The sequence below is a fragment of the Streptococcus oralis subsp. dentisani genome, from assembly GCF_002096335.1.
In the GTDB taxonomy this organism is placed as follows: domain Bacteria; phylum Bacillota; class Bacilli; order Lactobacillales; family Streptococcaceae; genus Streptococcus; species Streptococcus oralis_Z.
Genome location: NZ_NCUW01000026.1, coordinates 97,861 through 119,154, shown reverse-complemented (window position 1 = coordinate 119,154; position 21,294 = coordinate 97,861). Strand labels below are relative to the sequence as shown.

Genomic DNA, 21,294 nt, shown 5'->3' with positions numbered 1-21,294 from the left:
GGAGAGTATAGATGCCGAAAGAAGTGAATTTGACGGGCGATCAGGTAGTCGCTTTAACGAGAGAATATTTAACAAAGGAAGACGTTGCTTTTGTACAAAAAGCTTTGATTTACGCTGTTGATTGTCATAGTGGGCAGTTTCGCAAATCAGGTGAGCCCTATATTATCCATCCCATTCAGGTAGCAGGAATTCTGGCTAAACTCAAGCTGGATGCCGTAACCGTTGCCTGTGGTTTTTTGCATGACGTGGTTGAGGACACGGAGGCAACGCTGGATGATTTGGAGCGAGAGTTCGGTCATGATGTTCGGATTATCGTTGATGGAGTGACCAAGCTCGGTAAGGTAGAGTACAAATCAATAGAGGAGCAATTGGCGGAAAATCACCGCAAGATGCTCATGGCTATGTCTGAAGATATTCGTGTTATCTTGGTCAAATTGTCTGACCGCTTACATAACATGAGAACCCTCAATCACCTACGAAAGGACAAGCAAGAACGTATCTCCAGAGAAACCATGGAAATTTACGCACCACTTGCTCATCGTCTAGGGATTTCCAGTGTCAAGTGGGAGTTGGAAGATTTATCTTTCCGTTATCTCAATCCAACTGAGTTTTACAAGATTACCCACATGATGAAGGAAAAACGCAGAGAACGTGAGGCTTTGGTCGATGAAGTCGTAACCAAGTTGGAAGAGTACGCTACCGAACGCAATCTCAAAGGGAAAATCTATGGTCGTCCTAAGCATATCTATTCTATCTACCGCAAGATGCAGGATAAGAAGAAACGCTTTGAGGAAATTTATGACCTGATTGCCATTCGCTGTATCTTAGATACCCAGAGTGATGTTTATGCCATGCTGGGTTATGTGCATGAACTTTGGAAACCCATGCCAGGTCGCTTCAAAGACTATATCGCCAATCGTAAGGCCAACGGTTACCAGTCTATACATACGACCGTCTATGGCCCAAAAGGGCCGATTGAATTTCAGATTCGGACCAAGGAAATGCACGAAGTGGCTGAGTACGGGGTAGCAGCTCACTGGGCCTATAAGAAAGGTATTAAAGGGCAGGTCAACAGCAAGGAATCTGCTATTGGGATGAACTGGATCAAGGAGATGATGGAGCTCCAAGACCAGGCTGATGATGCCAAGGAATTTGTGGACTCTGTTAAAGAAAACTATCTGGCGGAGGAGATTTACGTCTTTACTCCAGATGGTGCGGTTCGCTCCCTACCAAAAGATTCAGGACCGATTGACTTTGCCTATGAGATCCACACCAAAGTCGGTGAAAAAGCGACTGGTGCCAAGGTCAATGGCCGTATGGTTCCGCTGACAACCAAGCTCAAGACAGGGGATCAGGTTGAAATTATCACCAATCCCAACTCCTTTGGTCCGAGTCGTGACTGGCTCAACATGGTCAAGACCAGCAAGGCGCGCAACAAGATTCGTCAGTTCTTTAAAAATCAAGACAAGGAATTATCCGTTAACAAGGGCCGTGAGATGTTGATGGCCCAGTTCCAAGAAAACGGCTATGTAGCCAATAAATTCATGGACAAGCGCCATATGGATGAGGTTCTTCAAAAGACTAGCTACAAGACAGAGGAGGCTCTCTACGCAGCCATTGGTTTTGGAGAAATTGGTGCTATTACCGTCTTTAACCGTTTGACAGAAAAGGAACGTCGTGAGGAAGAACGCGCCAAGGCCAAAGCGGAGGCAGAAGAGCTTGTCAAAGGTGGCGAAGTTAAGGTCGAGAACAAAGAAACCCTCAAGGTCAAGCATGAGGGTGGCGTGGTCATTGAAGGTGCTTCAGGTCTCCTAGTTCGGATTGCCAAGTGTTGTAATCCAGTGCCGGGTGACGACATTGTCGGTTACATTACTAAGGGACGCGGTGTAGCTATTCACCGTGTGGACTGTATGAATCTCCGTGCCCAAGAAAACTATGAGCAACGTCTCCTTGATGTGGAATGGGAAGATCAATTCTCAAGCAAGGAATACACTGCTCACATCGATATCTATGGTCTCAACCGTACAGGACTTTTGAACGATGTTTTACAAGTTCTCTCAAACACAACTAAGAATATCTCAACCGTTAATGCTCAACCAACCAAGGATATGAAATTTGCTAATATCCATGTCTCCTTTGGTATTTCCAACCTCTCTACACTGACCACAGTCGTGGATAAGATAAAGAGTGTGCCAGAGGTTTATTCCGTCAAACGAACCAACGGCTAATTCTCCCTTCAGTTACTAGAAAGGCTATTATGAAAATCATTATCCAACGGGTTAAAAAAGCTCAAGTGAGTATCGAAGGTCAGGTTCATGGAAAGATCAATCAGGGGCTCTTATTGCTGGTTGGTGTTGGGCCAGAGGACCAAGAGGAAGATTTGGACTATGCTGTGAGAAAGCTCGTTAACATAAGGATTTTTTCAGACGCAGAAGGCAAGATGAACCTGTCTGTCAGGGATATTGAAGGGGAAATTCTCTCTATTTCTCAGTTTACCCTCTTTGCAGATACCAAGAAAGGCAATCGTCCCGCCTTTACAGGTGCAGCCAAGCCTGATATGGCATCAGATTTCTATGATGCTCTCAATCAAAAGATAGCGCAAGCAGTGCCCGTTCAGACAGGCATCTTTGGAGCGGATATGCAGGTGGAGCTGGTAAATGATGGGCCAGTCACCATCATTCTTGATACTAAAAATAGATAAGAAAACCAAGCCAGCTGGCTTGGTTTTTGTTTATAGACACTCCCAGAAAGAGATGTGTTTGTCGTAAAAGTCTGGATAGTTTTCTCTTAGGTGGCTAGCCGTTATATAATAAAAAGTAGAATGACAGGAGGTAAAGACTGGAGTAAGAGAGTAGAAATATTGAGGGCCAGTGATGGATAAAAAGACAAATAATAGAAGATCAACGGAGAGAACCTCTAAGTAGTAAAGGCGAATTTTTTTGTTCATCTGAGGATAAATCTCTGAGAAATGTTTTTTGAGTCGGAAGACCAAGCGAGACAGCAGTAGTCCCTGAGAGAGGATGAAAATGAAGCAAAAAATCAGACCTCTCTCCAAAGAAAGTTCGTATCGGGGTCTGAAAGTTACCAACAGTAGCAAATCGCTGACTGCAATGGCTGCAAAATGGATTCTAAAGAGCTTTTTCATAGGAAGACCTCCCTCTTTTATCTACCTTCATTCTACACCAAACGAATGGGACTTACAAGCAAAATAATAAAAAATCCCTGAAAGGAATTTCTTTCAGGAATAAGGGCTTAGTTGATTTTTTCGACATAGAGTTGTTTGGCGATATCCATACTAACTTGGAGGTCTTCACCTTTGTTGACCAGTGTAAAGGTATTGGAAAAATTATCAAACTGTTTGACTTGGACTTGGTCACCGATATGAATTTCATGCTTATCTAAGTATTTGAGCAGGTCAAAGCTATCGTGAACCCGAGTTAGGAGATAGGTACCGGCTTCTTTGGTATCTGCTAAAGGCAGGTTGTTGATTTCGACCAAGAGCTCTCCCTTGGCTGGGATGGTCCCTCCGTGGGGACAGGTTTTAGGAAAGCCAAGCAGTTTATCCAGTCTCTCTACGAAGAGGTCGGATACAGTGTGCTCTAGGACCTCAGCTTCTTCGTGGATTTGATCGCTGGTATAGTCTAGATGGTGAACTAGAAAGACTTCAATCAACCGGTGTTTGCGATAGAGTTCTGAGACCAGTTTGAGGCCGATATCTGTCAATAGATAGCCATTCTCCTTGTCCTTGAGGATGAGATTTTCACTTTTCATACGTTTGATCATCTCTGTTACGGCAGGTGGAGAGACCTGCATACGGGTAGCAATTTCTTTATTGGTGATTTTTTGCATGTCCGTACCGATTTCATAAATACATTTTAGGTAGTCTTCTTTATTTGGAGTCATTCGTTTCCTCTTGTTCATTCTCTCCATCTAGTATACCAAAAAAAGCTAGATTTCTCTAGCTTTCTGCCATAATGCTTGTGATTTAGTTTAGTTCTTTAACTGCGGCAATGGCAGCTTCAAAGTTTGGCTCCGTGTTGATATTGTCAACGTATTCTACATAACGGATGACATTGTCAGCATCGAGAACAAAGACGGCACGCGCAAGGAGATGCCATTCGTTGATCAAGAGGGCATAATCACGCCCGAATGAATGGTCAAAGTAGTCTGAAAGCATGATGGCATTGTCAAGGCCTTCAGCCCCACACCAGCGTCCTTGGGCAAATGGTAGGTCCATAGAAACGGTAATAACGACGGTATTGTCAAGGCTAGCAAGTTCTTGGTTGAAGCGACGAGTTTGCGTTGAGCAGATACCAGTGTCGATAGAAGGGACAACACTCAAGACTTTTTTCTTTCCATCAAAGTCAGCTAGCGTTTTTTTAGAGAGATCGGTTGTCGTAAGAGAAAAGTCAAGTGCCTTGTCTCCGACTTGCAGTTGTTTACCTGTAAAGGTTACAGGATTTCCGAGAAAAGTGGTCATGAAACTACTCCATTCTTTTTTTCTTTTATTTTACCGAGAATTGTCAGATTTTTCCAATGATTTGACCGGAAATTAAAAGATAAAAAAAACGCCTGTTCATGTGAGAACGACGTTTTTAATGGATTATTTTGACAAACCTTCAGCAATCTTGTCAAGGTTGTATTTCATCATGTTGTAGTAGCTGTCACCTTCTTTACCTTCTTCAGCGATTGAGTCAGTAAAGATTTGTGCGTAAATTGGGATATTTGTGTCTTGTGAAACGGTCTTCATTGGACGGTCATCGACACTTGATTCAACAAAGAGTGATGGAACTTTTGTTTGGCGAAGTTTTTCAACCAAGGTCTTGATTTGTTCAGGTGTCCCTTCTTCTTCTGTGTTGATTTCCCAGATGTAGGCACTTGGAACTCCGTAAGCTTTAGAGAAGTATTTGAAGCATCCTTCGCTGGTTACGATGAGTTTCTTCTCAGTAGGGATATTGTTAAATTTCTCTTTGGCTTCCTTGTCCAGTTTGTCTAGTTTGTCTGTGTATTCTTTGAGATTTTTTTCGTAAAATTCCTTGTTGCTAGGGTCTTTTGCAATGAGCTGTTTAGCGATGTTCTTTGCATAAATCATCCCATTTTCAAGGTTTAGCCAAGCGTGTGGGTCTTCTTTGCCTTTCTCATTTTGACCTTCAAGGTAGATGATATCTACGCCATCACTAACTGCAAAGTAGTCCTTGTTCTCAGTTTTCTTGGCATTTTCAACCAATTTAGTAAACCAAGCATTGCCACCAGTTTCAAGATTGATTCCGTTATAGAAAATCAGATCAGCTTGAGAAGTTTTCTTTACGTCTTCAGGAAGTGGTTCGTACTCGTGTGGGTCTTGACCAACAGGAACGATACTGTGAAGATCAATCTTATCACCAGCGATATTCTTAGTAATATCAGCGATGATAGAGTTAGTGGCTACAACTTTTAGTTTTTGGTTTGTAGATGCTGTGTCTTTTTTCCCGCTAGCACATGCTACAAGTACAATGACGGAAAGAAAAAGAACAAGCAATGTACCTAATTTTTTCATTAGATTCCTCCAGAAGGGTTTCCCCTTATTTATTGATTTTTTTATTTTTTAGTTTCAAGTATCGTTGCTTAGGAGAGATAAAGAAACTGATTAAAAAGAAGCTGGCGGATGTGAGCACGATGCTGGATCCTGCTGCGAGATTGAAGCTATAGCCGATAAAGAGTCCCAAGACAGAAGCGGTTGCCCCTAGGGTTGATGAAAGAAAAATCATGCTCTTTAGGCTATTAGCATAAAGGTAAGCCGTCGCAGCTGGGGTGATCAACATGGCCACGATAAGAATAGTTCCAACACTTTGCATGGCGGTAACGGACACAAGGGTCAAGAGCACCATGAGCAGATAGTGGTAGAAATTGACGGGCATTCCCATGGCTTTAGCCAAAAGCTCGTCAAAGGATGTAATCAGTAGCTGTTTAAAGAAAATCCCGATAATCAAGAGAATCAATGCCCCCACACCGATGGTGATCCACATGTCCGTATCTTGGACAGCGAGGATATTCCCAAAAAGGATATGGAAGAGGTCTGTCGAACTCTTGGCAACACTAATCAAGATGACACCTAAGGCTAAGAAAGATGAAAAGGTAATACCAATGGCTGTGTCACTCTTGATGATAGAGTTTCCCTTGATGTAGGTAATGATGATGGAAGCCATCAAACCAAAGATGATTGCTCCAATAAAGAAATCAATTCCCAAGATAAAGGAAAGGGCTACGCCGGGCAAAACTGCGTGAGAGATGGCATCCCCCATGAGAGACATTCCGCGTAGGATGATAAAACATCCAACGGCTCCAGCAACGACTCCGATGACTATAGCTGTTATCAAGGCGTTTTGTAGGAAATGGAAATTTTGCAATCCATCAATAAATTCTACTATCATAGGTCACCTCCATTAAAGAAGAGCCTACTACCATAAGCTTTTTTAAGATTGGCTTCGGTAAAGGTTTCTTCAGTTGGACCAATAGCTACCAATTCTCGATTGAGAAGTAAAACTTGGTCGAAATAATGGGGAACTTTACTGAGGTCATGATGGACGATGAGAACTGTTTTACCAGCTTTTTTAAGGTCTCTCAGCGTATTCATGATAATCTCTTCACTGATCGAGTCAATCCCGACAAAAGGCTCATCTAAAAAGATGTAGTCAGCTTCCTGCACTAAGCAGCGGGCAATCAAAACACGTTGGAATTGCCCTCCTGAGAGCTGACTGATTTGGCGATCCGCATAGTCTGAGAGTCCAACGATTTCAAGTGCATCCGCCACTTTTTTCCAGTGGCTGGCCTTTAAGGTGTGAAAGAGTGGGATGGATGGATAAAGTCCCAGTGAGACACATTCCTTGACCTTGATAGGGAAATTGTAGTCGATATGGATTTTTTGCTCGACATAGGCAACTCGATGTAAAGATTTCTTGACTTCTTTGTCGTCGAGAAAGGCCTGACCTTCATGTGGGATAATTCCCAACATACCTTTTAATAAAGTTGATTTTCCAGCACCATTTGGACCAATAATTCCGGTAATCGTTGGTCCTTGGAGCACTAGTGAAATATCCTTTAGTGCCAACGTTTCTTTGTAGGAGACACTGAGGTTTTCGATACGTATCATACAGTTGTATTCCTCCTGCCTTTTAATATACCTTAAAAAAAAAATTAAGTCAAGTTAATTTTTGAAAAATTTAAAATAATAACTGAAAAACGAAGAAAAAAGAGAAACCATTTTTAATTGCATTCCCAAGTGTTTTTTGCTAAGCTAAGAATAAGTGAAAAATGAAAGCGAGAACAAAAGGAGGCAAAGAAAAAAGCTGTATTGGTGCCGAAACTTCACGGTTTGTATTGAACCCGCGCAATTAAGCAGGTGGGCAACTCGCTCTAACTGAAGCTGTTTCCGTGTGAGACGGCCTACATGCTGTTAGAAGACTTTTGTTTCCCTAATAATACAAAAAATAGTCGGTCAACACTTAAGTGTGAAGTCGTACACCACAGCGTTTCTATGTTTATATAATACCACTTTTTCAAAAAAAATCAAGAGGAAAGTGCAATTTTTTGAAAAGGATTTCAGATTTTTCGCAAACGGTCGATAGCTTCCTTTCTTTGAGCCAAAGCCCGTTCATATTTACCAGTATCTTCTGCTTGGAAATAGTGATGATTGCGAATTTTTTCTGGCAGATAGTCTTGCTTGACCCAATTTCCAGGATAGTTGTGTGGATAGAGATAGTCTTGGGCATTCCCCAGTTCCTTGCTTCCACTGTAGTGCCCATCACGCAGGTGTCGCGGAATAGGCAAGTGCCCTGATGTTTTGAGGTCGGCAAGCGCCTTATCCATAGCTACATAGGCTGAGTTGGATTTTGGAGAAAGGGCCAAATCAATCACGACATTGGCAATGAGAATGCGGGCTTCTGGGAAACCAATCCTTTGTGCAGCATCCAGAGCAGTCACGGTGTGAATCTGGGCTTCAGGATTGGCCAAACCGATATCTTCATAAGCGATAACAGTCAAACGACGAGCGAGACTTGGCAAATCACCAGCCTCAATCAAGCGGGCAGCATAGTGAAGACTGGCATCAACATCTGAGCCACGGATAGACTTTTGCAGGGCAGATAGAACATCATAGTGACCGTCTCCATCCTTGTCCATAGTGATGTAGCTTCTCTGAAGACTATTTTCCATGATGTCTAGAGTGATATGGCGAATGCCCTTATCATTCTCAGGGGTAGAAAGAACAGCCAGATCCAGCGAGTTAAAAGCAGAACGCAGGTCTCCGTTTGTAGAGGTCGCGATGAAATCCAGTGCACCCTCATCTAGTTCTACTGGGAAATCAAAACCGCGCTCAGGATTAGTGAGAGCGATTTGAATCGCTTCTTTGACATCTTGGTTGGACAAGGGTTCTAATTCAAAAATCTGAACACGACTGCGAATGGCTGGAGTGACAGAAAAGAAGGGATTTTCAGTCGTAGCCCCAATCATAATGACCAGACCACTTTCCAAGAGTGGTAGGAGGAAGTCTTGCTTGGTCTTGTCAAGACGGTGAATCTCGTCCAGTAGCAAAACTAGTCCACCTGAGAATTTAGCCTCTTCAGCGATTTCTTGGAGTCGCTTTTTACTATCCACTGTCGCATTAAAGGTCCGAAAGGCATATTTGGTCGTCCCTGCGATGGCAGAGGCAATACTGGTTTTGCCGATACCCGGAGGTCCGTAGAGAATCATGGAGGACAGGCGGTTGGCTTCCACCATGCGACGGATAATTTTTCCTGGTCCGACCAGATGTTCCTGACCGATGACCTGGTCGATGGTTTTGGGGCGCATGCGAAGCGCGAGATTGTCTGGCATAGCAGTCCTTTCTAACATGGATTTTCTGATGTATATGTGGTAAGATGGTAGTATCTATTTTAGCATATTTCCGAGCAATCGGGGCGATTTAAGAGTCGCATAGAAAGAGGACAAAATGGCAACATATGGATTTTTAGATGTTTTACAAGAAGAGTTGGACAAGAACTTTCCCTTTGACTATGAAATTAGTTGGGACAAGCGCAACCACGCGGTTGAAGTGAGTTTTTTACTAGAAGCGCAAAACGCTACAGGTGTGGAGATGGTGGATGAGGACGGAGAAGTTTCGTCAGACGATATCCTCTTTGAGGAAGCAGTCCTTTTTTACAATCCTGCCAAGTCAACAGTCAATGCAGAAGACTATTTAACGGTCATTCCTTATCTACCTAAAAAAGGATTTTCTCGTGAATTTTTAGCTTATTTTGCGCTATTTCTCAAAGATACTGCCGAGGTTGGGCTGGATGCGCTCATGGACTTTTTGGAAGACCCAGAAGCGGAGGAATTCGTCATGGAATGGAACCAAGAAGTTTTTGAAGAAGGAAAAGCTGGCTTGGAAGAAGGAGAGTTTTATCCGTATCCGAGATACTAGGAGTTGGTTGGAGGTTTTATGAAAAAAATTGGGACTTATTTGGTTTATGTGCTAGCTTTTGTCTTTATTATGCTAGCTTTTGCTTGTGGAACTATCTCATTTGCAGAGTTGGGGTATTCCGCAGTTTTAGCCTTTACTTTTGGTTATTCCTTTGCTCTTCTAAGCATGTATTTAATCTTTATTCTTCATGAGCTGGGTCATGCTTTTTGTGGCTACTTGACAGGCTATCGGCTGGTGGCTTTTGGATTAGGACATTTTCTTTTGACCAAAAAGTCAGGCAGGTTTTATCTTAGTCGAACAGCCGTTCTGAAAAATGTTGGTGCTCAGTACATTGGATTGAAAGAAGATGAAAATGATCAAAGAATCATCCTGATGATTGCAGGAGGCTTGATGGTTCATCTTAGCTTGATATTATTGGCGATATTGTTTGGATGTTTGACAAGAAGCTGGTATTTTGCTGGTACTTGGATTTTTCTGAATTTATCTTTCTTCCTAAACAACGCTTTGCCAGTCGGTATCACCGATGGAGCAAAAATTTGGGAATTGCTACAACACCCTGAAAATACCAAATACGCCTACCTAGGCTTGAGGCATTCTGCTCAAACTTTGCTGGCTCCCCAAGAATATGACTTGAAAGACTTTACCATGCCTGTTCATGAACAGGCGAGAGGGAGTTTTGCAGAAAGTATTGAAACTCTTCGGGGAGTGGTTTTCATATTGGATGGTCATTTAGAGACAGCGAAAAAGCTATTTCAATCTTTACTAGAGAGAACAGAACACTCGCTGTCTGAAACTTTTTGCCAGCTATACCTTCTTCAAATCGCCTTGCTGGAAGGGAATAATGAGAAAGCAGAGGAATATGCAAGTATTCGAAGCGTTAAATCCTTTTTATCTCTAAAAATGGCAGACATGCAGATGATTCAAGCCTGGTATCAATTTAAGGTAAAGAAAGATGTAGCTCAAACTCGCAAGGCTATGAAGATTGCTAGACAGAAAATGAATAGCAGCCGGATGTTACGGGATGAGAAATGTTATTATGAAAACTGGTTAGCAGAGCTGGAGAAAGAATTATCCGAAGGAGTCTGACATGAAAATCGAAATTTCTGATTTCACAGGCTGCAAAATTGCTCTTTTTTGTGAGGATAAGCTACTGACCATCTTGCGTGATGACAAACCAACCATTCCTTGGCCCAATATGTGGGAATTGCCAGGTGGTGGTCGTGAAGGAGACGAAAGCTCTTTTGAGTGTGTGGCGCGTGAAGTTTATGAGGAACTAGGCATTCATCTGACTGAAGATTGCCTGCTTTGGAGTAAGGTCTATCCCAGCATGCTCTTTGAAGGACGGCAGTCTGTCTTTATGGTTGGTCAGCTAAGTCAAGAGCAGTTTGACAATATTACCTTTGGAGACGAGGGGCAGGGATACCAACTGATGCCTATTGAGGAATTTCTCAATTCTAAACAGGCAGTACCTCAGTTGCAGGACAGAGTGAGAGATTATTTGGAGGAAGTAAAATGATTTTTGCAGTTGCAACAACGACACTAAATAAGGAAGTTAAACGCAAACTAAAAGCTGGACAATACTCTAGGGAAGAAGCTACATTCATTTATATAGAATATTTAAAGTTAAAAAAACAAAGGGAAAGTGGCATTAAAGTAGCAGGAATTTCTATGGCTGTTATCTGGGGGTTACTGTATGTTCTGTCTTTACAAGGTGAGAATACTCAACCACTTTCATTTTCAGTATATTTTTTATTTTTGATACTGCTTGCAGGAATTGTTCTATTTGTTTATTATCTTACGTTTGGTATTTTTAAACAGCAGATTCATAGCGCAATGAAAGAACACTACACAGATGTGATTGAAGAATTTAAGAAGGGTAAAGAAGGTAAATAATGGAAACATGGCAAGAGTTAAAAGTTACAGTCAAGCGTGAGGGAGAGGAGCTGGTCTCCAATCTCTTAATTGAGCTGGGGGCGCAAGGTGTTGCGATTGAAGACAGCATGGACTATGTGGGGAATGTTGACCGTTTTGGTGAGATATTCCCTGAAGTCGAGCAGCAAGAAGAAATCGTGGTGACAGCCTACTACCCTGATACGATTGATGTGGCAGTGGTTGAGGCGGATTTGCAGACTCGTCTAGCAGAGTTGACGGATTTTATGGATTTGGGTGAGGTCAAGATGGGGACGACTGCCTTGGCCGAGGAAGACTGGGCTGACAACTGGAAGAAATATTACGAGCCCGCCCGCATCACTCATGATTTGACCATTGTGCCGTCTTGGACGGACTATAAGGCGACTACGGGAGAAAAGATTATCAAGCTAGACCCTGGTATGGCCTTCGGAACTGGAACGCATCCAACCACTAAGATGAGCCTCTTTGCCTTGGAGCAGGTCCTTCGTGGTGGCGAAACAGTGATCGATGTGGGAACTGGTTCAGGGGTTCTCTCTATTGCCAGCTCGCTGCTTGGTGCTAAGGAAATCTTTGCCTATGACCTCGATGACGTGGCGGTTCGTGTGGCTCAGGAAAATATTGAGCTCAACCCTGGCATGGAAAATATCCATGTAGCGCCAGGTGATTTGCTCAAGGGGGTAGAGATCGAGGCAGATGTCATCGTAGCTAATATCTTGGCGGATATTCTCATTCATCTGACGGATGATGCTTATCGCTTGGTCAAGGACGAAGGCTATCTCATCATGAGTGGCATTATCAAGGACAAGTGGGACATGGTGCGCGAGTCGGCTGAGTCAGCTGGATTTTTCCTTGAAACCCACATGATTCAAGGGGAATGGAATGCCTGTGTCTTTAAGAAAACCAAGGATATTTCAGGTGTGATTGGAGGCTAGCATGCAGCAGTATTTTGTCAAGGGTAATGCTACCTCGCCAGTCACCATTGAGGACAAGGAAACCAGCAAGCATATGTTTCAGGTCATGCGCTTGAAAGAAGGTGATGAGGTTACCTTGGTCTTTGGGGATGGTATCAAGCGTTTGGCGCGCGTGCTAAATGTGGAAAATCGTCAGTTTGAATTGCTTGAAGAATTGGCTGACAATGTAGAACTGCCAGTCCAAGTGACCGTCGCATCAGGCTTTCCCAAGGGAGACAAGCTAGAGTTCATCACTCAAAAAGTGACGGAACTGGGAGCCGGCCAAATTTGGGCCTTTCCTGCAGACTGGTCCGTTGCCAAGTGGGACGGAAAGAAATTGGGCAAAAAGGTTGAAAAACTTGAAAAAATTGCCCTTGGAGCAGCCGAGCAAAGCAAACGTAATATCGTTCCAAGCATCACACTTTTTGAGAAAAAAGCAGACTTTCTAGCCCAACTAGACCAGTTTGACTCTATCATAGTGGCCTATGAAGAATCAGCAAAAGAAGGAGAAGCTGCTGCACTCTTACAAGCAGTCACTGGTCTTGAAAAAGGAGCTAAAGTGCTCTTTATCTTTGGTCCAGAAGGCGGTCTTTCACCAGCAGAAATCGAAAGTTTTGAAGCTAAAGGAGCCGTCTTGGCAGGCCTAGGACCTCGCATTCTAAGAGCAGAAACAGCGCCACTTTACGCCGTATCAGCCCTTAGTGTTTTATTAGAATTAGAGAAATAAGAGGAAGAAAATGGAACAAAAACACCGTTCAGAATTTCCCGAAAAGGAACTTTGGGATTTAACAGCCCTATACCAAGACCGTGAGGATTTCTTGCGTGCAATCGAGAAAGCTCGCGAAGACATCAACCAATTTAGCCGTGACTACAAGAGCAATCTTCATACGTTTGAGGAGTTTGAAAAGGCCTTTGCGGAATTGGAGCAAATCTATATTCAGATGAGCCATATCGGCAATTATGCTTTTATGCCTCAGACGACAGACTATAGCAATGAAGAATTTGCCAATATCGCCCAAGCTGGGATGGAATTTGAAACAGATGCCAGTGTAGCCTTGACCTTCTTTGACGACGCCTTGGTGGCAGCAGACGAGGAAGTCTTGGACCGTTTGGGTGAATTGCCTCACTTGACGGCAGCTATTCGTCAGGCCAAAATCAAAAAAGCCCACTATCTTGGGGCAGATGTGGAGAAGGCCTTGACCAATCTCGGTGAAGTTTTCTACAGTCCACAGGACATTTATACTAAGATGAGAGCTGGGGATTTTGAAATGGATGACTTTGAAGCCCATGGCAAGACCTACAAAAACAGCTTTGTAACTTATGAGAATTTCTACCAAAACCACGAGAATGCGGAGGTGCGTGAAAAATCCTTCCGTTCTTTCTCAGAAGGACTCCGTAAACACCAGAATACGGCAGCTGCAGCCTATCTAGCTCAAGTCAAGTCTGAAAAACTACTGGCAGATATGAAGGGCTACGACTCAGTTTTTGATTATCTTTTAGCTGAGCAGGAAGTAGACCGTGCCATGTTTGATCGTCAGATCGACCTCATCATGAAGGACTTTGCGCCAGTAGCTCAGAGATACCTCAAGCATGTTGCCAAGGTGAATGGTCTTGAAAAGATGACTTTTGCAGACTGGAAATTGGACTTGGATAGCGCCCTCAATCCTGAAGTGAGCATTGATGATGCCTATGACTTGGTTATGAAGTCAGTCGCACCATTGGGTCAAGAATACACTCAAGAAATTGCCCGTTACCAAGAAGAGCGCTGGGTAGACTTTGCTGCCAATAGCGGCAAGGATTCTGGGGGATATGCAACGGATCCATATCGTGTGCATCCTTATGTCCTTATGAGCTGGACAGGTCGTTTGAGTGATGTCTATACCTTGATTCATGAAATCGGGCATTCTGGTCAATTCATCTTTTCAGATAATCACCAAAGTTACTTCAACGCTCATATGTCGACTTACTACGTCGAAGCGCCGTCAACCTTCAATGAATTGCTCCTCAGTGATTACTTGGAACACCAGTCTGATGACCCACGTCAAAAACGCTTTGCCCTTGCTCACCGCTTGACAGATACCTACTTCCATAATTTCATCACCCACCTCTTGGAAGCAGCCTTCCAGCGTAAGGTGTATACATTGATTGAAGAAGGGGAAACCTTCGGAGCAAGCAAGCTCAACAGCATTATGAAGGAAGTCTTGACGGATTTCTGGGGAGATGCCATTGAAATTGACGACGATGCGGCCTTGACTTGGATGCGCCAAGCTCACTATTACATGGGCTTGTATAGCTACACCTACTCTGCTGGCCTTGTCATCTCGACAGCTGGCTATCTCCATCTGAAACATTCAGAAACCGGAGCTGAAGATTGGCTCAATCTTCTTAAATCAGGTGGCAGCAAGACACCACTTGAGTCAGCCATGATTATCGGAGCGGATATCTCAACAGACAAACCACTCCGTGATACCATCCAATTCTTGTCTGATACAGTTGACCAGATTATTGCCTACAGTGCTGAGTTGGGAGAGTAAGGGTATCCAGTGTCGGATTTAAGACGGTTTATCGATAAGATGAATACACAAAAATCACCTGTTTGAGGTGATTTTTTAATGCTTTAAAGATTTATTCAAATTTTCCTTTATTGGCCTCGTTTGAAGCCTTCATGCTAATTTGTAAAAGGTTGGCGAGATTTTCATTATCAAGGCTAGCTTCACCATTATTATCCACTTTTATGGCAAGGTAATGGGTGTTACGATCAAAATAATCCATGCCCTCTAGGTCTACGTAGTTGTCAGCTTTAAAATCAAGCGCCGCTAATTGATAAACAAATCGAATATTTAGAGCTTTGCCATAGTCTGTTTCAAGAACCTTTTGTTGTTCTTCCACCAGTCCTTGAAAGAAGTCTTGGAAGTTATCATGATAAGTAGCCTTGACTTCGTATTGGTAGGTATCTACAGATGGGGACATAAATTTCAAATAAACCATGTCGCCCTCCACCTTATAGTCCTCAAGAGTATAGGCACCTGCTTTTCCTAATGCATTGGTGTTGACCTTGAAAAACATAGGTGCATAAATTTTGAGAGGATATTTTTCTCCTTTATATTCAAAGACGGTATCATTTGAAAAATTCGGACGGATTTTAGTTAACTCAGGGACTAAATATTCGTTCCAAATCTTATCAAATAACTCTTCTTGATTGCTAGCACCCGCTGATTTCACAACTAGGTCAAGATTTTCTTGATTGACAAAGACGGCATCCACTAATTTGAGGGCAGTTTGAACCTTAGGATCCGAAATTTCCTTTTTCTTTTTTTCAAGATTCTCAGCTGCCTCTTTAGTGCGATCTAAAGTTTTATTAAATTGACTGCCACTGTTTGTTTCAACAAAGGTTCTCTCATAGTTGGTAGGTTCAACTTTGGCATCCCAATCAAATGAAGCAGCAGGACCAGTTACATCTTTCTTATGGTAGGTTGTTGTCTCTGTATTTGCTGTACTTTCTGTATTGCTTGTAGCAGTGGTTGATGATTTAGATGAACAGCCGACGAGGCCAAATGCTAAAATCGTAGCAGTGGTTAGAAAATAAACTCTAAACTTTTTTCTCATGGTAGTCTCCTTTGCCAAGAACATTTATTGTATAGTATCAATTATACCATTCTCTTCATTCTTTTGCATGAATTACTAGAAAAGGTATGATTGAGGGATGTATTCTTTTAAGCAAGTATTTGAAAGCTTCTGACATTCTTGAAGGATAAGCAGAAATAGAGTTTTATCATTTTCTCTTGTAGTAGTCTTTTTTAGAATTCTAATGGCCTTTCTACAAAAACTTTCCAGTCAATTTTCTTGAAACCCTTTCCTTCTTCTGATAGACTAATACATAGTTTGAAAAAAGGAGACTTATCATGAAAAAATTTGTTGCTGAATTAATCGGTACATTTATGCTTGTGTTCATCGGAACAGGAGCTGTTGTTTTTGGAAATGGTCTTGATGGCCTTGGACACCTTGGAATTGCTTTTGCCTTTGGTTTAGCAATTGTGGTTGCAGCTTTCTCAATCGGAACTGTTTCAGGTGCTCACTTGAACCCAGCCGTTTCGATCGCTATGTTTGTAAACAAACGCTTGTCATCTTCAGAGCTTGTAAACTACATCCTTGGGCAAGTAGTTGGAGCTTTCCTTGCGTCAGCTGCGGTATTCTTCCTCTTGTCTAACTCAGGCATGTCAACTGCTAGTCTTGGTGAAAATGCCTTGGCAAACGGTGTCACTGTCTTTGGTGGATTCTTGTTTGAAGTCATCGCAACTTTCTTGTTTGTCCTAGTTATCATGACTGTCACTTCAGCAAGCAAGGGCAATGGTGCGATTGCTGGTTTGGTGATTGGTTTGTCCTTGATGGCAATGATCCTTGTAGGATTGAACATCACAGGCCTTTCAGTAAACCCAGCTCGCAGTTTGGCTCCAGCTGTCTTGGTTGGTGGCGCAGCTCTTGAACAAGTTTGGATTTTCATCCTTGCCCCAATCGTTGGTGGTGTTCTTGCAGCTCTTGTTGCAAAAAACTTCCTTGGAACAGAAGAATAAGAAACGAAAAAAGGGTCCTGTTCTCAGTTTGAGGAACAGGGCTTTTTCTATGCAAACAAAAAAGCACCCCCTTTTTGAATGGGAGTGTTTCGTGATTAGCTCAATTCAGCAACGATGGCTTTGATTTGTTCTGCAGTGTGTACTCCAGCAACTTGTTTTACCACTTGGCCATCTTTTTTGAAGAGAAGGGTTGGGATAGACATGATTCCAAAAGCACGAGCTGTGTTTGGATTTTCATCAACGTCCATTTTAACGATTTTCAAGACATCTTCTGAAAGTTCTTCAGATAATTTATCCAAGATTGGACCTTGCATACGACATGGACCACACCAAGTTGCCCAGAAGTCTACCAAGACCAAACCGTCTTTTGTTTCTTGTTCAAATGTTGCATCTGTAATTGCTTTTGCCATTGTATTTCTCCTTTTTTAGTTATATTGGCTTAAATCTTGTTTCATGAGATAGAAGAAGACATCTCCATAAGTCCCATGGTAGTCCAAATCATGACCATTGTAGGTTAATTTTTGGACAGTATAGTAATCCGCGACGCCGATGAGGCAGGCATGTTGAGAACGTTCAAAGTCTTGGTAAGACTCGAAAGTCATGGTTCTCTCTTGCTTGCTGGCGTCTAGATAGGTAATTTCGATCATATAAAACTCCTTTGTTGTTTGATCTTGACTTTATTGTACTCCTTGAAAAGAGGAATGTCAAGAAAAATGATTGCGCACGCAACTTTTTTTAAAAAATCTGCTTATGAAATGAAGTCAAGACTCGTTTCCAGTCTTTCTTCGACAGCCTTTTGCAGGTAAGCTAGAGTTGTCTGTCCCTCGTCAGTCAGGCAGATAAAACTAGCCCGTCTATCCTGATCGCAACACCGGCGACTAAGCAAACCGCAGTTTTTCTCTTCTAGTCGGGCCACCATTCGAGAAACAGCGCTCGGACTAAGATGGAGTTTATCTGGCAGGTCAATCTGTCGTAAGGATTTTTCATCAGCTAGATCCAGATAGTAGAGTAGGTAAAACTCTTTTAAGGTCAACCTTTGTTCACTCTGTTGGGCGATGGTTTCTTCTAACATGGCTTCCATTTCCTTTTGACGGCGGTTGTAGTCAAACCACTTTTCCAAATAGGTCATTGCTTTCTCCTTTCTTTTCAAAGTAAAAATCACAAAGTCATTACTGATTATCTTTGTAACACAAGATGATTGCGCATGCAATGATTATACTACTTTTAACTAATCCTTGCAAGAAAGAAGAATTTCAATATTTCCTTGAAATTTTCTGAAAAAAGAGTAAACTGGTATGCAAGAAGTTTATTTCATGGAGTTTAGGATGAAATTATATGTTCAATTGATGATTCTCTTTGTGATTTCTCTAATCGGTGAGGGAATCTCCAGTTTCTTTCATTTGCCCATCCCAGGCAGTATTATCGGCTTGATGCTTCTCTTTCTAGCCCTACAGTTCAAGTGGCTAAGGACCAGACATGTCAATATGGTCGGGAATTTCTTGCTGGCCAATATGACCATCCTCTTTTTGCCGCCAGCAGTGGGTATCATGGAAAAGTTTGATGTGATTGCCCCTTATCTTTTGCCCATCGTCTTGATTGTCTTTTTTGCGGCTGTTATCAACATTATCCTTATTGCCCTAGTGGTTCAGTTTATCAAGAGACGATTTGAGGGAGATTATGAGAAAGGAGATGCCAAATGAGCGAATTTGTATCCAATCCCCTGTTTGGGATTGCATTATCTATCCTAGCTTATCTAGTGGGGATGTTGATTTACAGACGTTTTCCCCATCCTTTGACAACACCTTTGCTTTTATCGGCAATTTTCATTATCATCCTTCTTAAGGCGACGGGTATTTCTTACCAAGATTACTACCAAGGTGGGGTTTATCTGAACAATTTGATAGTCCCATCGACAGTGGCTCTAGGGATTCCGCTTTATAAGAGCTTTCACTTGATGAAGCACCATGCTCGGAGTATTCTCTTTGGTAGTCTGCTAGCAGTCGTTGTCAATACTAGCTTCACTGCCATAGTGGCGAAAATATTTGGCATGGACTTTTTCCTAGCCATTTCTCTCTTTCCAAAGTCAGTGACAACCGCCATGGCAGTGGGAATTACAGAAAAATTGCAGGGGTTGACGACTGTGACCTTGGTCGTCGTAGTGGCAACTGGGATTTTGACCAGTGTTATCGGACCAACCCTTTTGAAGTGGTTGAAGATTGACGATCCAGTGGCTGTCGGACTTTCTCTTGGAGGAACAGGTCATGCTGTCGGAACGGGTACGGCCTTTCGATACGGTTCTGTCGCAGGAGCCATGGGTGGCTTGGCTATCGGTGTTACCGGTATTCTCTATGTCATTGTCAGCCCCATTGTAGCCAGTTTGATATTGAGTTAAAAAGCAAGGAATTTAAGTTCCTTGCTTTTTCAATTGTGTCTATAAAGCATAAAGAGACTAATCAAAAAGGTTAGCAGTGTTATTGAACCGGTGACATATTTTTCAAAGAAACTGCCGCTGATAAAGAAATTAAAGAGCGTGGCTAAACCTAGGAAAATGGTAACAAGTCCAACAATTCTTGTCAGTGTTTTTTCCTGCCATGATGATGTTAACACTCTGCCAAAGAGCAGATAGCTATAGCCAAAGAAAGACCAGAGCAAGCATAAAGCGAGATTGGCCGGCCGCAGCCAAAGCGGAAAAACTGTATAGCTACCTCCAAAAACGAAAGCTCCTAAGGGAACACCCATCAGGAGTAAAAAATGCAAAAACGCCTGCAAAAACCAGAGAGCTGCACTCAAACTGGCTAATATTTTTTCTGTCATTATTACTCTCCTATTGAAGATTGGTGGTCGTCCTCGACCGAACGAATTAAATACAGGAAAACAGTTTCTGTCATTTCTGAGACGGGAAATTTCTCCCAATAGCAAGCCGACATAGTGCTCCAAGGGCCACATGCCTTGCGGAATTTCCTCATAGTGCAAGTCTTCTGTCACCTTGACCCGATAAGCAGCAAAATGCAGCAGCTCAACGTCCGGCGCAATCTTTTTAAGTGTCGCTCCCATGCGATACTGCATAGTACTGCCTTGGATAAAAAGCATGCGCTGACGGGGGAGATTTTCTTTAGTCAAGAGGTCTAGCAGATAGGTAATGTTGTTGCCGCAGTTGGTGGACTGGGTTTCCAGATAATCCGCTGTTACCCCTTCGTACTGCGCGAGATAATCAGCAAAAAGTTCTGCTTCTGAGCTAGTTCGGCCGGTAAAATCAGCTGGCAGCTGATTAATCAAGGACTGGGTCGTATGTCCGTAGCCACCAACAATAATATAATATTGGGCAATCTTGTTGCGAATGGCTCTTGCAAATTCCCCTGCCCCAGCCAGAATGGACCCGCCGAAGAAGACACAGACATCAACTTGAGACTAGCCGATTTTTTTTCTTTAGGTCTTGTTGGGTTAACTGGTCAAGATCTCTGGACCCGTAAAAGGTAGCTAGAGTGTTGATGGCTTCATGTTTTTTCATTTGATAGCAAAGCGTCTGCTAATTGGGCAAAATCAGCGATAGTTCGGGCTTCTCCACGGATGGACGGTTTGATGTTAGTGGTCTCCAAAGCCTTTTCTAACTTGACTTTGACCCCTTCTGACTTGCCAAAGTGGCTGGTTAAGTTGTTCCAAAGCGTTTTGCGGCGATGAATAAAGGCTAACTTAGAGATACGTAAGAAGAAATCGTCATCCTGCACTTGAACTAGCGGTTGCTCTCGACGGGTCATTTTTAAAATTGCCGAATCAATATTGGGCGCAGGTACAAAGACCGTCCGCGGGACGATAAAAGCCAGCTTTGCACTCATATATCCTGCACCGCGATGGACAAGCGAACCGTAGGCTTTGGTATTGGACTCAGCCGAAATGCGGTCGGCTTTTCCTTTTGCATCATGACCACAAATCCAGCAAAAGGAATCTTGCTCTCAATCAAGTGCATGAGAATGGGTGTCGTGATGTAGTAGGGCAGATTGGCCACCACCTTGATGGGAAGGTCAGAATTTTTGAAATTTTTAATACGCGTCTGCAAATCCGACTGGAGGATATCTTCATTAATCACGGCTACATCGTCAAAATCACGCAGCGTATCCGCCAAAATCGGCACTAGCCGGTCGTCAATCTCAAAGGCTATGACCTCAGCAGTATTTTCCGCCAGAAATTCTGTTAGTGCCCCGATCCAGGCCCAATCTCAATGACATTGACATTTTGATCAATCTCAACCGTGTCCATAATTTTCTGTAAAATATTAGTATCAGTCAAAAAGTTGTGACCAAAAGATTTATTAAAAGTAAAGCCGTGACGCTCCAAAATAGTACGCGTCACACTGTAGTCTGCGATTCTCATCTTCGTTCCAATCTTGTCTTTCTACTATTATACCACAAAACGAGGGAAAGGTGTCCCT

Annotated in this window: 24 protein-coding genes and 1 pseudogene; 12 read left to right on the top strand and 13 right to left on the bottom strand. The window is 42.8% G+C overall.

The features are described 5' to 3' along the window. Positions 1 to 11 precede the first annotated feature (11 nt). Positions 12 to 2,228 (top strand): RelA/SpoT family protein, encoded by a 2,217-nt coding sequence (locus tag B7709_RS02160; protein WP_084971294.1) that lies wholly within the window; start codon positions 12 to 14, stop codon positions 2,226 to 2,228. Between the two features lie 29 nt (positions 2,229 to 2,257). Next, the gene (gene dtd, locus B7709_RS02155; RefSeq protein ID WP_084971292.1) at positions 2,258 to 2,701 is read left to right on the top strand and encodes a D-aminoacyl-tRNA deacylase; all 444 of its coding nucleotides are present in this window, start codon (positions 2,258 to 2,260) and stop codon (positions 2,699 to 2,701) included. 30 nt (positions 2,702 to 2,731) lie between these two features. On the opposite strand, the gene B7709_RS10240 is transcribed toward dtd, so the two are convergent. The 7 genes from B7709_RS10240 to B7709_RS02120 all read right to left on the bottom strand — a co-directional run bounded on the left by B7709_RS10240 (position 2,732) and on the right by B7709_RS02120 (position 8,850). Continuing rightward, positions 2,732 to 3,145: a hypothetical protein gene (locus B7709_RS10240; RefSeq protein ID WP_084971290.1), complete on the bottom strand. Its 414-nt coding sequence runs from the start codon at positions 3,143 to 3,145 to the stop codon at positions 2,732 to 2,734. A gap of 107 nt (positions 3,146 to 3,252) precedes the next feature. Further along, entirely contained in the window at positions 3,253 to 3,903 is a 651-nt protein-coding gene (locus tag B7709_RS02145; protein ID WP_084971288.1) for a metal-dependent transcriptional regulator, read from the bottom strand. 82 nt (positions 3,904 to 3,985) lie between these two features. After that, positions 3,986 to 4,480: a thiol peroxidase gene (gene tpx, locus B7709_RS02140; RefSeq protein WP_084971286.1), complete on the bottom strand. Its 495-nt coding sequence runs from the start codon at positions 4,478 to 4,480 to the stop codon at positions 3,986 to 3,988. Positions 4,481 to 4,603: 123 nt separating this feature from the next. Further along, positions 4,604 to 5,536 carry a metal ABC transporter substrate-binding protein gene (locus B7709_RS02135; RefSeq protein WP_084971284.1) on the bottom strand — a complete coding sequence of 311 codons (933 nt, stop codon included), beginning with the start codon at positions 5,534 to 5,536 and terminating at the stop codon, positions 4,604 to 4,606. Between the two features lie 25 nt (positions 5,537 to 5,561). Further along, positions 5,562 to 6,410, bottom strand: coding sequence for a metal ABC transporter permease (locus B7709_RS02130; protein WP_084971282.1), 849 nt, complete (start codon positions 6,408 to 6,410; stop codon positions 5,562 to 5,564). Beyond that, a complete protein-coding gene (locus tag B7709_RS02125; RefSeq protein WP_084971280.1) occupies positions 6,407 to 7,129 on the bottom strand; it encodes a metal ABC transporter ATP-binding protein in 723 nt (240 codons plus the stop codon). Before B7709_RS02125 ends, B7709_RS02130 begins: the two co-directional genes overlap by 4 nt. A gap of 449 nt (positions 7,130 to 7,578) precedes the next feature. Continuing rightward, a complete protein-coding gene (locus B7709_RS02120; protein ID WP_084971278.1) occupies positions 7,579 to 8,850 on the bottom strand; it encodes a replication-associated recombination protein A in 1,272 nt (423 codons plus the stop codon). 115 nt (positions 8,851 to 8,965) lie between these two features. On the opposite strand from B7709_RS02120, the gene B7709_RS02115 reads away from it, so the two are divergent. The 7 genes from B7709_RS02115 to pepF are packed head-to-tail and all read left to right on the top strand — an operon-like array spanning position 8,966 to position 14,831. Continuing rightward, positions 8,966 to 9,436, top strand: a complete 471-nt coding sequence (locus B7709_RS02115; protein WP_084971276.1) for a DUF3013 family protein — start codon at positions 8,966 to 8,968, stop codon at positions 9,434 to 9,436. An 18-nt stretch (positions 9,437 to 9,454) separates the two neighbouring features. Then, positions 9,455 to 10,522 carry a M50 family metallopeptidase gene (locus B7709_RS02110; protein WP_162279141.1) on the top strand — a complete coding sequence of 356 codons (1,068 nt, stop codon included), beginning with the start codon at positions 9,455 to 9,457 and terminating at the stop codon, positions 10,520 to 10,522. 1 nt (position 10,523) lies between these two features. Then, entirely contained in the window at positions 10,524 to 10,952 is a 429-nt protein-coding gene (locus B7709_RS02105; protein WP_084971272.1) for an NUDIX hydrolase, read from the top strand. Beyond that, complete coding sequence (locus tag B7709_RS02100; RefSeq protein ID WP_084971270.1) at positions 10,949 to 11,329, top strand: hypothetical protein; 381 nt, start codon at positions 10,949 to 10,951, stop codon at positions 11,327 to 11,329. The genes B7709_RS02105 and B7709_RS02100 overlap by 4 nt, the downstream gene beginning before the upstream one ends. Beyond that, positions 11,329 to 12,279: a 50S ribosomal protein L11 methyltransferase gene (prmA, locus tag B7709_RS02095; RefSeq protein ID WP_084971268.1), complete on the top strand. Its 951-nt coding sequence runs from the start codon at positions 11,329 to 11,331 to the stop codon at positions 12,277 to 12,279. The genes B7709_RS02100 and prmA overlap by 1 nt, the downstream gene beginning before the upstream one ends. Before the next feature lies 1 nt (position 12,280). Further along, positions 12,281 to 13,024: a 16S rRNA (uracil(1498)-N(3))-methyltransferase gene (locus B7709_RS02090; protein ID WP_084971266.1), complete on the top strand. Its 744-nt coding sequence runs from the start codon at positions 12,281 to 12,283 to the stop codon at positions 13,022 to 13,024. A 10-nt stretch (positions 13,025 to 13,034) separates the two neighbouring features. Further along, positions 13,035 to 14,831 (top strand): oligoendopeptidase F, encoded by a 1,797-nt coding sequence (pepF, locus tag B7709_RS02085; RefSeq protein WP_084971264.1) that lies wholly within the window; start codon positions 13,035 to 13,037, stop codon positions 14,829 to 14,831. Positions 14,832 to 14,922: 91 nt separating this feature from the next. On the opposite strand, the gene B7709_RS02080 is transcribed toward pepF, so the two are convergent. Next, the gene (locus B7709_RS02080; protein WP_084971262.1) at positions 14,923 to 15,903 is read right to left on the bottom strand and encodes a hypothetical protein; all 981 of its coding nucleotides are present in this window, start codon (positions 15,901 to 15,903) and stop codon (positions 14,923 to 14,925) included. Between the two features lie 296 nt (positions 15,904 to 16,199). On the opposite strand from B7709_RS02080, the gene B7709_RS02075 reads away from it, so the two are divergent. Next, positions 16,200 to 16,868 (top strand): MIP/aquaporin family protein, encoded by a 669-nt coding sequence (locus B7709_RS02075; protein ID WP_084971261.1) that lies wholly within the window; start codon positions 16,200 to 16,202, stop codon positions 16,866 to 16,868. 95 nt (positions 16,869 to 16,963) lie between these two features. On the opposite strand, the gene trxA is transcribed toward B7709_RS02075, so the two are convergent. The 3 genes from trxA to B7709_RS02060 form a co-directional block, all read right to left on the bottom strand. After that, a complete protein-coding gene (gene trxA / locus B7709_RS02070; RefSeq protein ID WP_001029581.1) occupies positions 16,964 to 17,278 on the bottom strand; it encodes a thioredoxin in 315 nt (104 codons plus the stop codon). A gap of 15 nt (positions 17,279 to 17,293) precedes the next feature. Further along, positions 17,294 to 17,515 (bottom strand): DUF4649 family protein, encoded by a 222-nt coding sequence (locus B7709_RS02065; RefSeq protein ID WP_000570263.1) that lies wholly within the window; start codon positions 17,513 to 17,515, stop codon positions 17,294 to 17,296. Positions 17,516 to 17,616: 101 nt separating this feature from the next. Further along, positions 17,617 to 17,997 (bottom strand): MarR family winged helix-turn-helix transcriptional regulator, encoded by a 381-nt coding sequence (locus B7709_RS02060; RefSeq protein ID WP_084971259.1) that lies wholly within the window; start codon positions 17,995 to 17,997, stop codon positions 17,617 to 17,619. A 196-nt stretch (positions 17,998 to 18,193) separates the two neighbouring features. Between B7709_RS02060 and B7709_RS02055 the strand changes: the two genes are divergently transcribed. Beyond that, a complete protein-coding gene (locus B7709_RS02055; protein ID WP_084971415.1) occupies positions 18,194 to 18,568 on the top strand; it encodes a CidA/LrgA family protein in 375 nt (124 codons plus the stop codon). Further along, complete coding sequence (locus tag B7709_RS02050) at positions 18,565 to 19,260, top strand: LrgB family protein (protein ID WP_084971257.1); 696 nt, start codon at positions 18,565 to 18,567, stop codon at positions 19,258 to 19,260. Before B7709_RS02055 ends, B7709_RS02050 begins: the two co-directional genes overlap by 4 nt. Positions 19,261 to 19,289: 29 nt before the next feature. Here B7709_RS02050 and B7709_RS10065 read toward each other — a convergent pair whose 3' ends face one another. Together B7709_RS10065 and rsmA are read right to left on the bottom strand one after the other, a co-directional pair. Further along, the gene (locus B7709_RS10065) at positions 19,290 to 19,685 is read right to left on the bottom strand and encodes a hypothetical protein (RefSeq protein ID WP_084971413.1); all 396 of its coding nucleotides are present in this window, start codon (positions 19,683 to 19,685) and stop codon (positions 19,290 to 19,292) included. A gap of 677 nt (positions 19,686 to 20,362) precedes the next feature. Further along, positions 20,363 to 21,236 (bottom strand): annotated as a pseudogene (gene rsmA, locus B7709_RS02040) (16S rRNA (adenine(1518)-N(6)/adenine(1519)-N(6))-dimethyltransferase RsmA). Positions 21,237 to 21,294 lie beyond the last annotated feature (58 nt).

Coding starts and splice junctions, on each gene's coding strand:
- B7709_RS02080 (WP_084971262.1), bottom strand. CDS start 15,903: ATGAGAAAAAAGTTTAGAGTTTATTTTCTAACCACTGCTACGATTTTA.
- B7709_RS02055 (WP_084971415.1), top strand. CDS start 18,194: ATGAAATTATATGTTCAATTGATGATTCTCTTTGTGATTTCTCTAATC.
- B7709_RS02125 (WP_084971280.1), bottom strand. CDS start 7,129: ATGATACGTATCGAAAACCTCAGTGTCTCCTACAAAGAAACGTTGGCA.
- B7709_RS02065 (WP_000570263.1), bottom strand. CDS start 17,515: ATGATCGAAATTACCTATCTAGACGCCAGCAAGCAAGAGAGAACCATG.
- B7709_RS02050 (WP_084971257.1), top strand. CDS start 18,565: ATGAGCGAATTTGTATCCAATCCCCTGTTTGGGATTGCATTATCTATC.
- B7709_RS02115 (WP_084971276.1), top strand. CDS start 8,966: ATGGCAACATATGGATTTTTAGATGTTTTACAAGAAGAGTTGGACAAG.
- prmA (WP_084971268.1), top strand. CDS start 11,329: ATGGAAACATGGCAAGAGTTAAAAGTTACAGTCAAGCGTGAGGGAGAG.
- B7709_RS02135 (WP_084971284.1), bottom strand. CDS start 5,536: ATGAAAAAATTAGGTACATTGCTTGTTCTTTTTCTTTCCGTCATTGTA.
- B7709_RS02105 (WP_084971272.1), top strand. CDS start 10,524: ATGAAAATCGAAATTTCTGATTTCACAGGCTGCAAAATTGCTCTTTTT.
- dtd (WP_084971292.1), top strand. CDS start 2,258: ATGAAAATCATTATCCAACGGGTTAAAAAAGCTCAAGTGAGTATCGAA.
- B7709_RS10240 (WP_084971290.1), bottom strand. CDS start 3,145: ATGAAAAAGCTCTTTAGAATCCATTTTGCAGCCATTGCAGTCAGCGAT.
- B7709_RS02075 (WP_084971261.1), top strand. CDS start 16,200: ATGAAAAAATTTGTTGCTGAATTAATCGGTACATTTATGCTTGTGTTC.
- B7709_RS02130 (WP_084971282.1), bottom strand. CDS start 6,410: ATGATAGTAGAATTTATTGATGGATTGCAAAATTTCCATTTCCTACAA.
- B7709_RS02145 (WP_084971288.1), bottom strand. CDS start 3,903: ATGACTCCAAATAAAGAAGACTACCTAAAATGTATTTATGAAATCGGT.
- B7709_RS02090 (WP_084971266.1), top strand. CDS start 12,281: ATGCAGCAGTATTTTGTCAAGGGTAATGCTACCTCGCCAGTCACCATT.
- pepF (WP_084971264.1), top strand. CDS start 13,035: ATGGAACAAAAACACCGTTCAGAATTTCCCGAAAAGGAACTTTGGGAT.
- B7709_RS02110 (WP_162279141.1), top strand. CDS start 9,455: ATGAAAAAAATTGGGACTTATTTGGTTTATGTGCTAGCTTTTGTCTTT.
- tpx (WP_084971286.1), bottom strand. CDS start 4,480: ATGACCACTTTTCTCGGAAATCCTGTAACCTTTACAGGTAAACAACTG.
- B7709_RS02160 (WP_084971294.1), top strand. CDS start 12: ATGCCGAAAGAAGTGAATTTGACGGGCGATCAGGTAGTCGCTTTAACG.
- trxA (WP_001029581.1), bottom strand. CDS start 17,278: ATGGCAAAAGCAATTACAGATGCAACATTTGAACAAGAAACAAAAGAC.
- B7709_RS02120 (WP_084971278.1), bottom strand. CDS start 8,850: ATGCCAGACAATCTCGCGCTTCGCATGCGCCCCAAAACCATCGACCAG.
- B7709_RS02060 (WP_084971259.1), bottom strand. CDS start 17,997: ATGACCTATTTGGAAAAGTGGTTTGACTACAACCGCCGTCAAAAGGAA.
- B7709_RS02100 (WP_084971270.1), top strand. CDS start 10,949: ATGATTTTTGCAGTTGCAACAACGACACTAAATAAGGAAGTTAAACGC.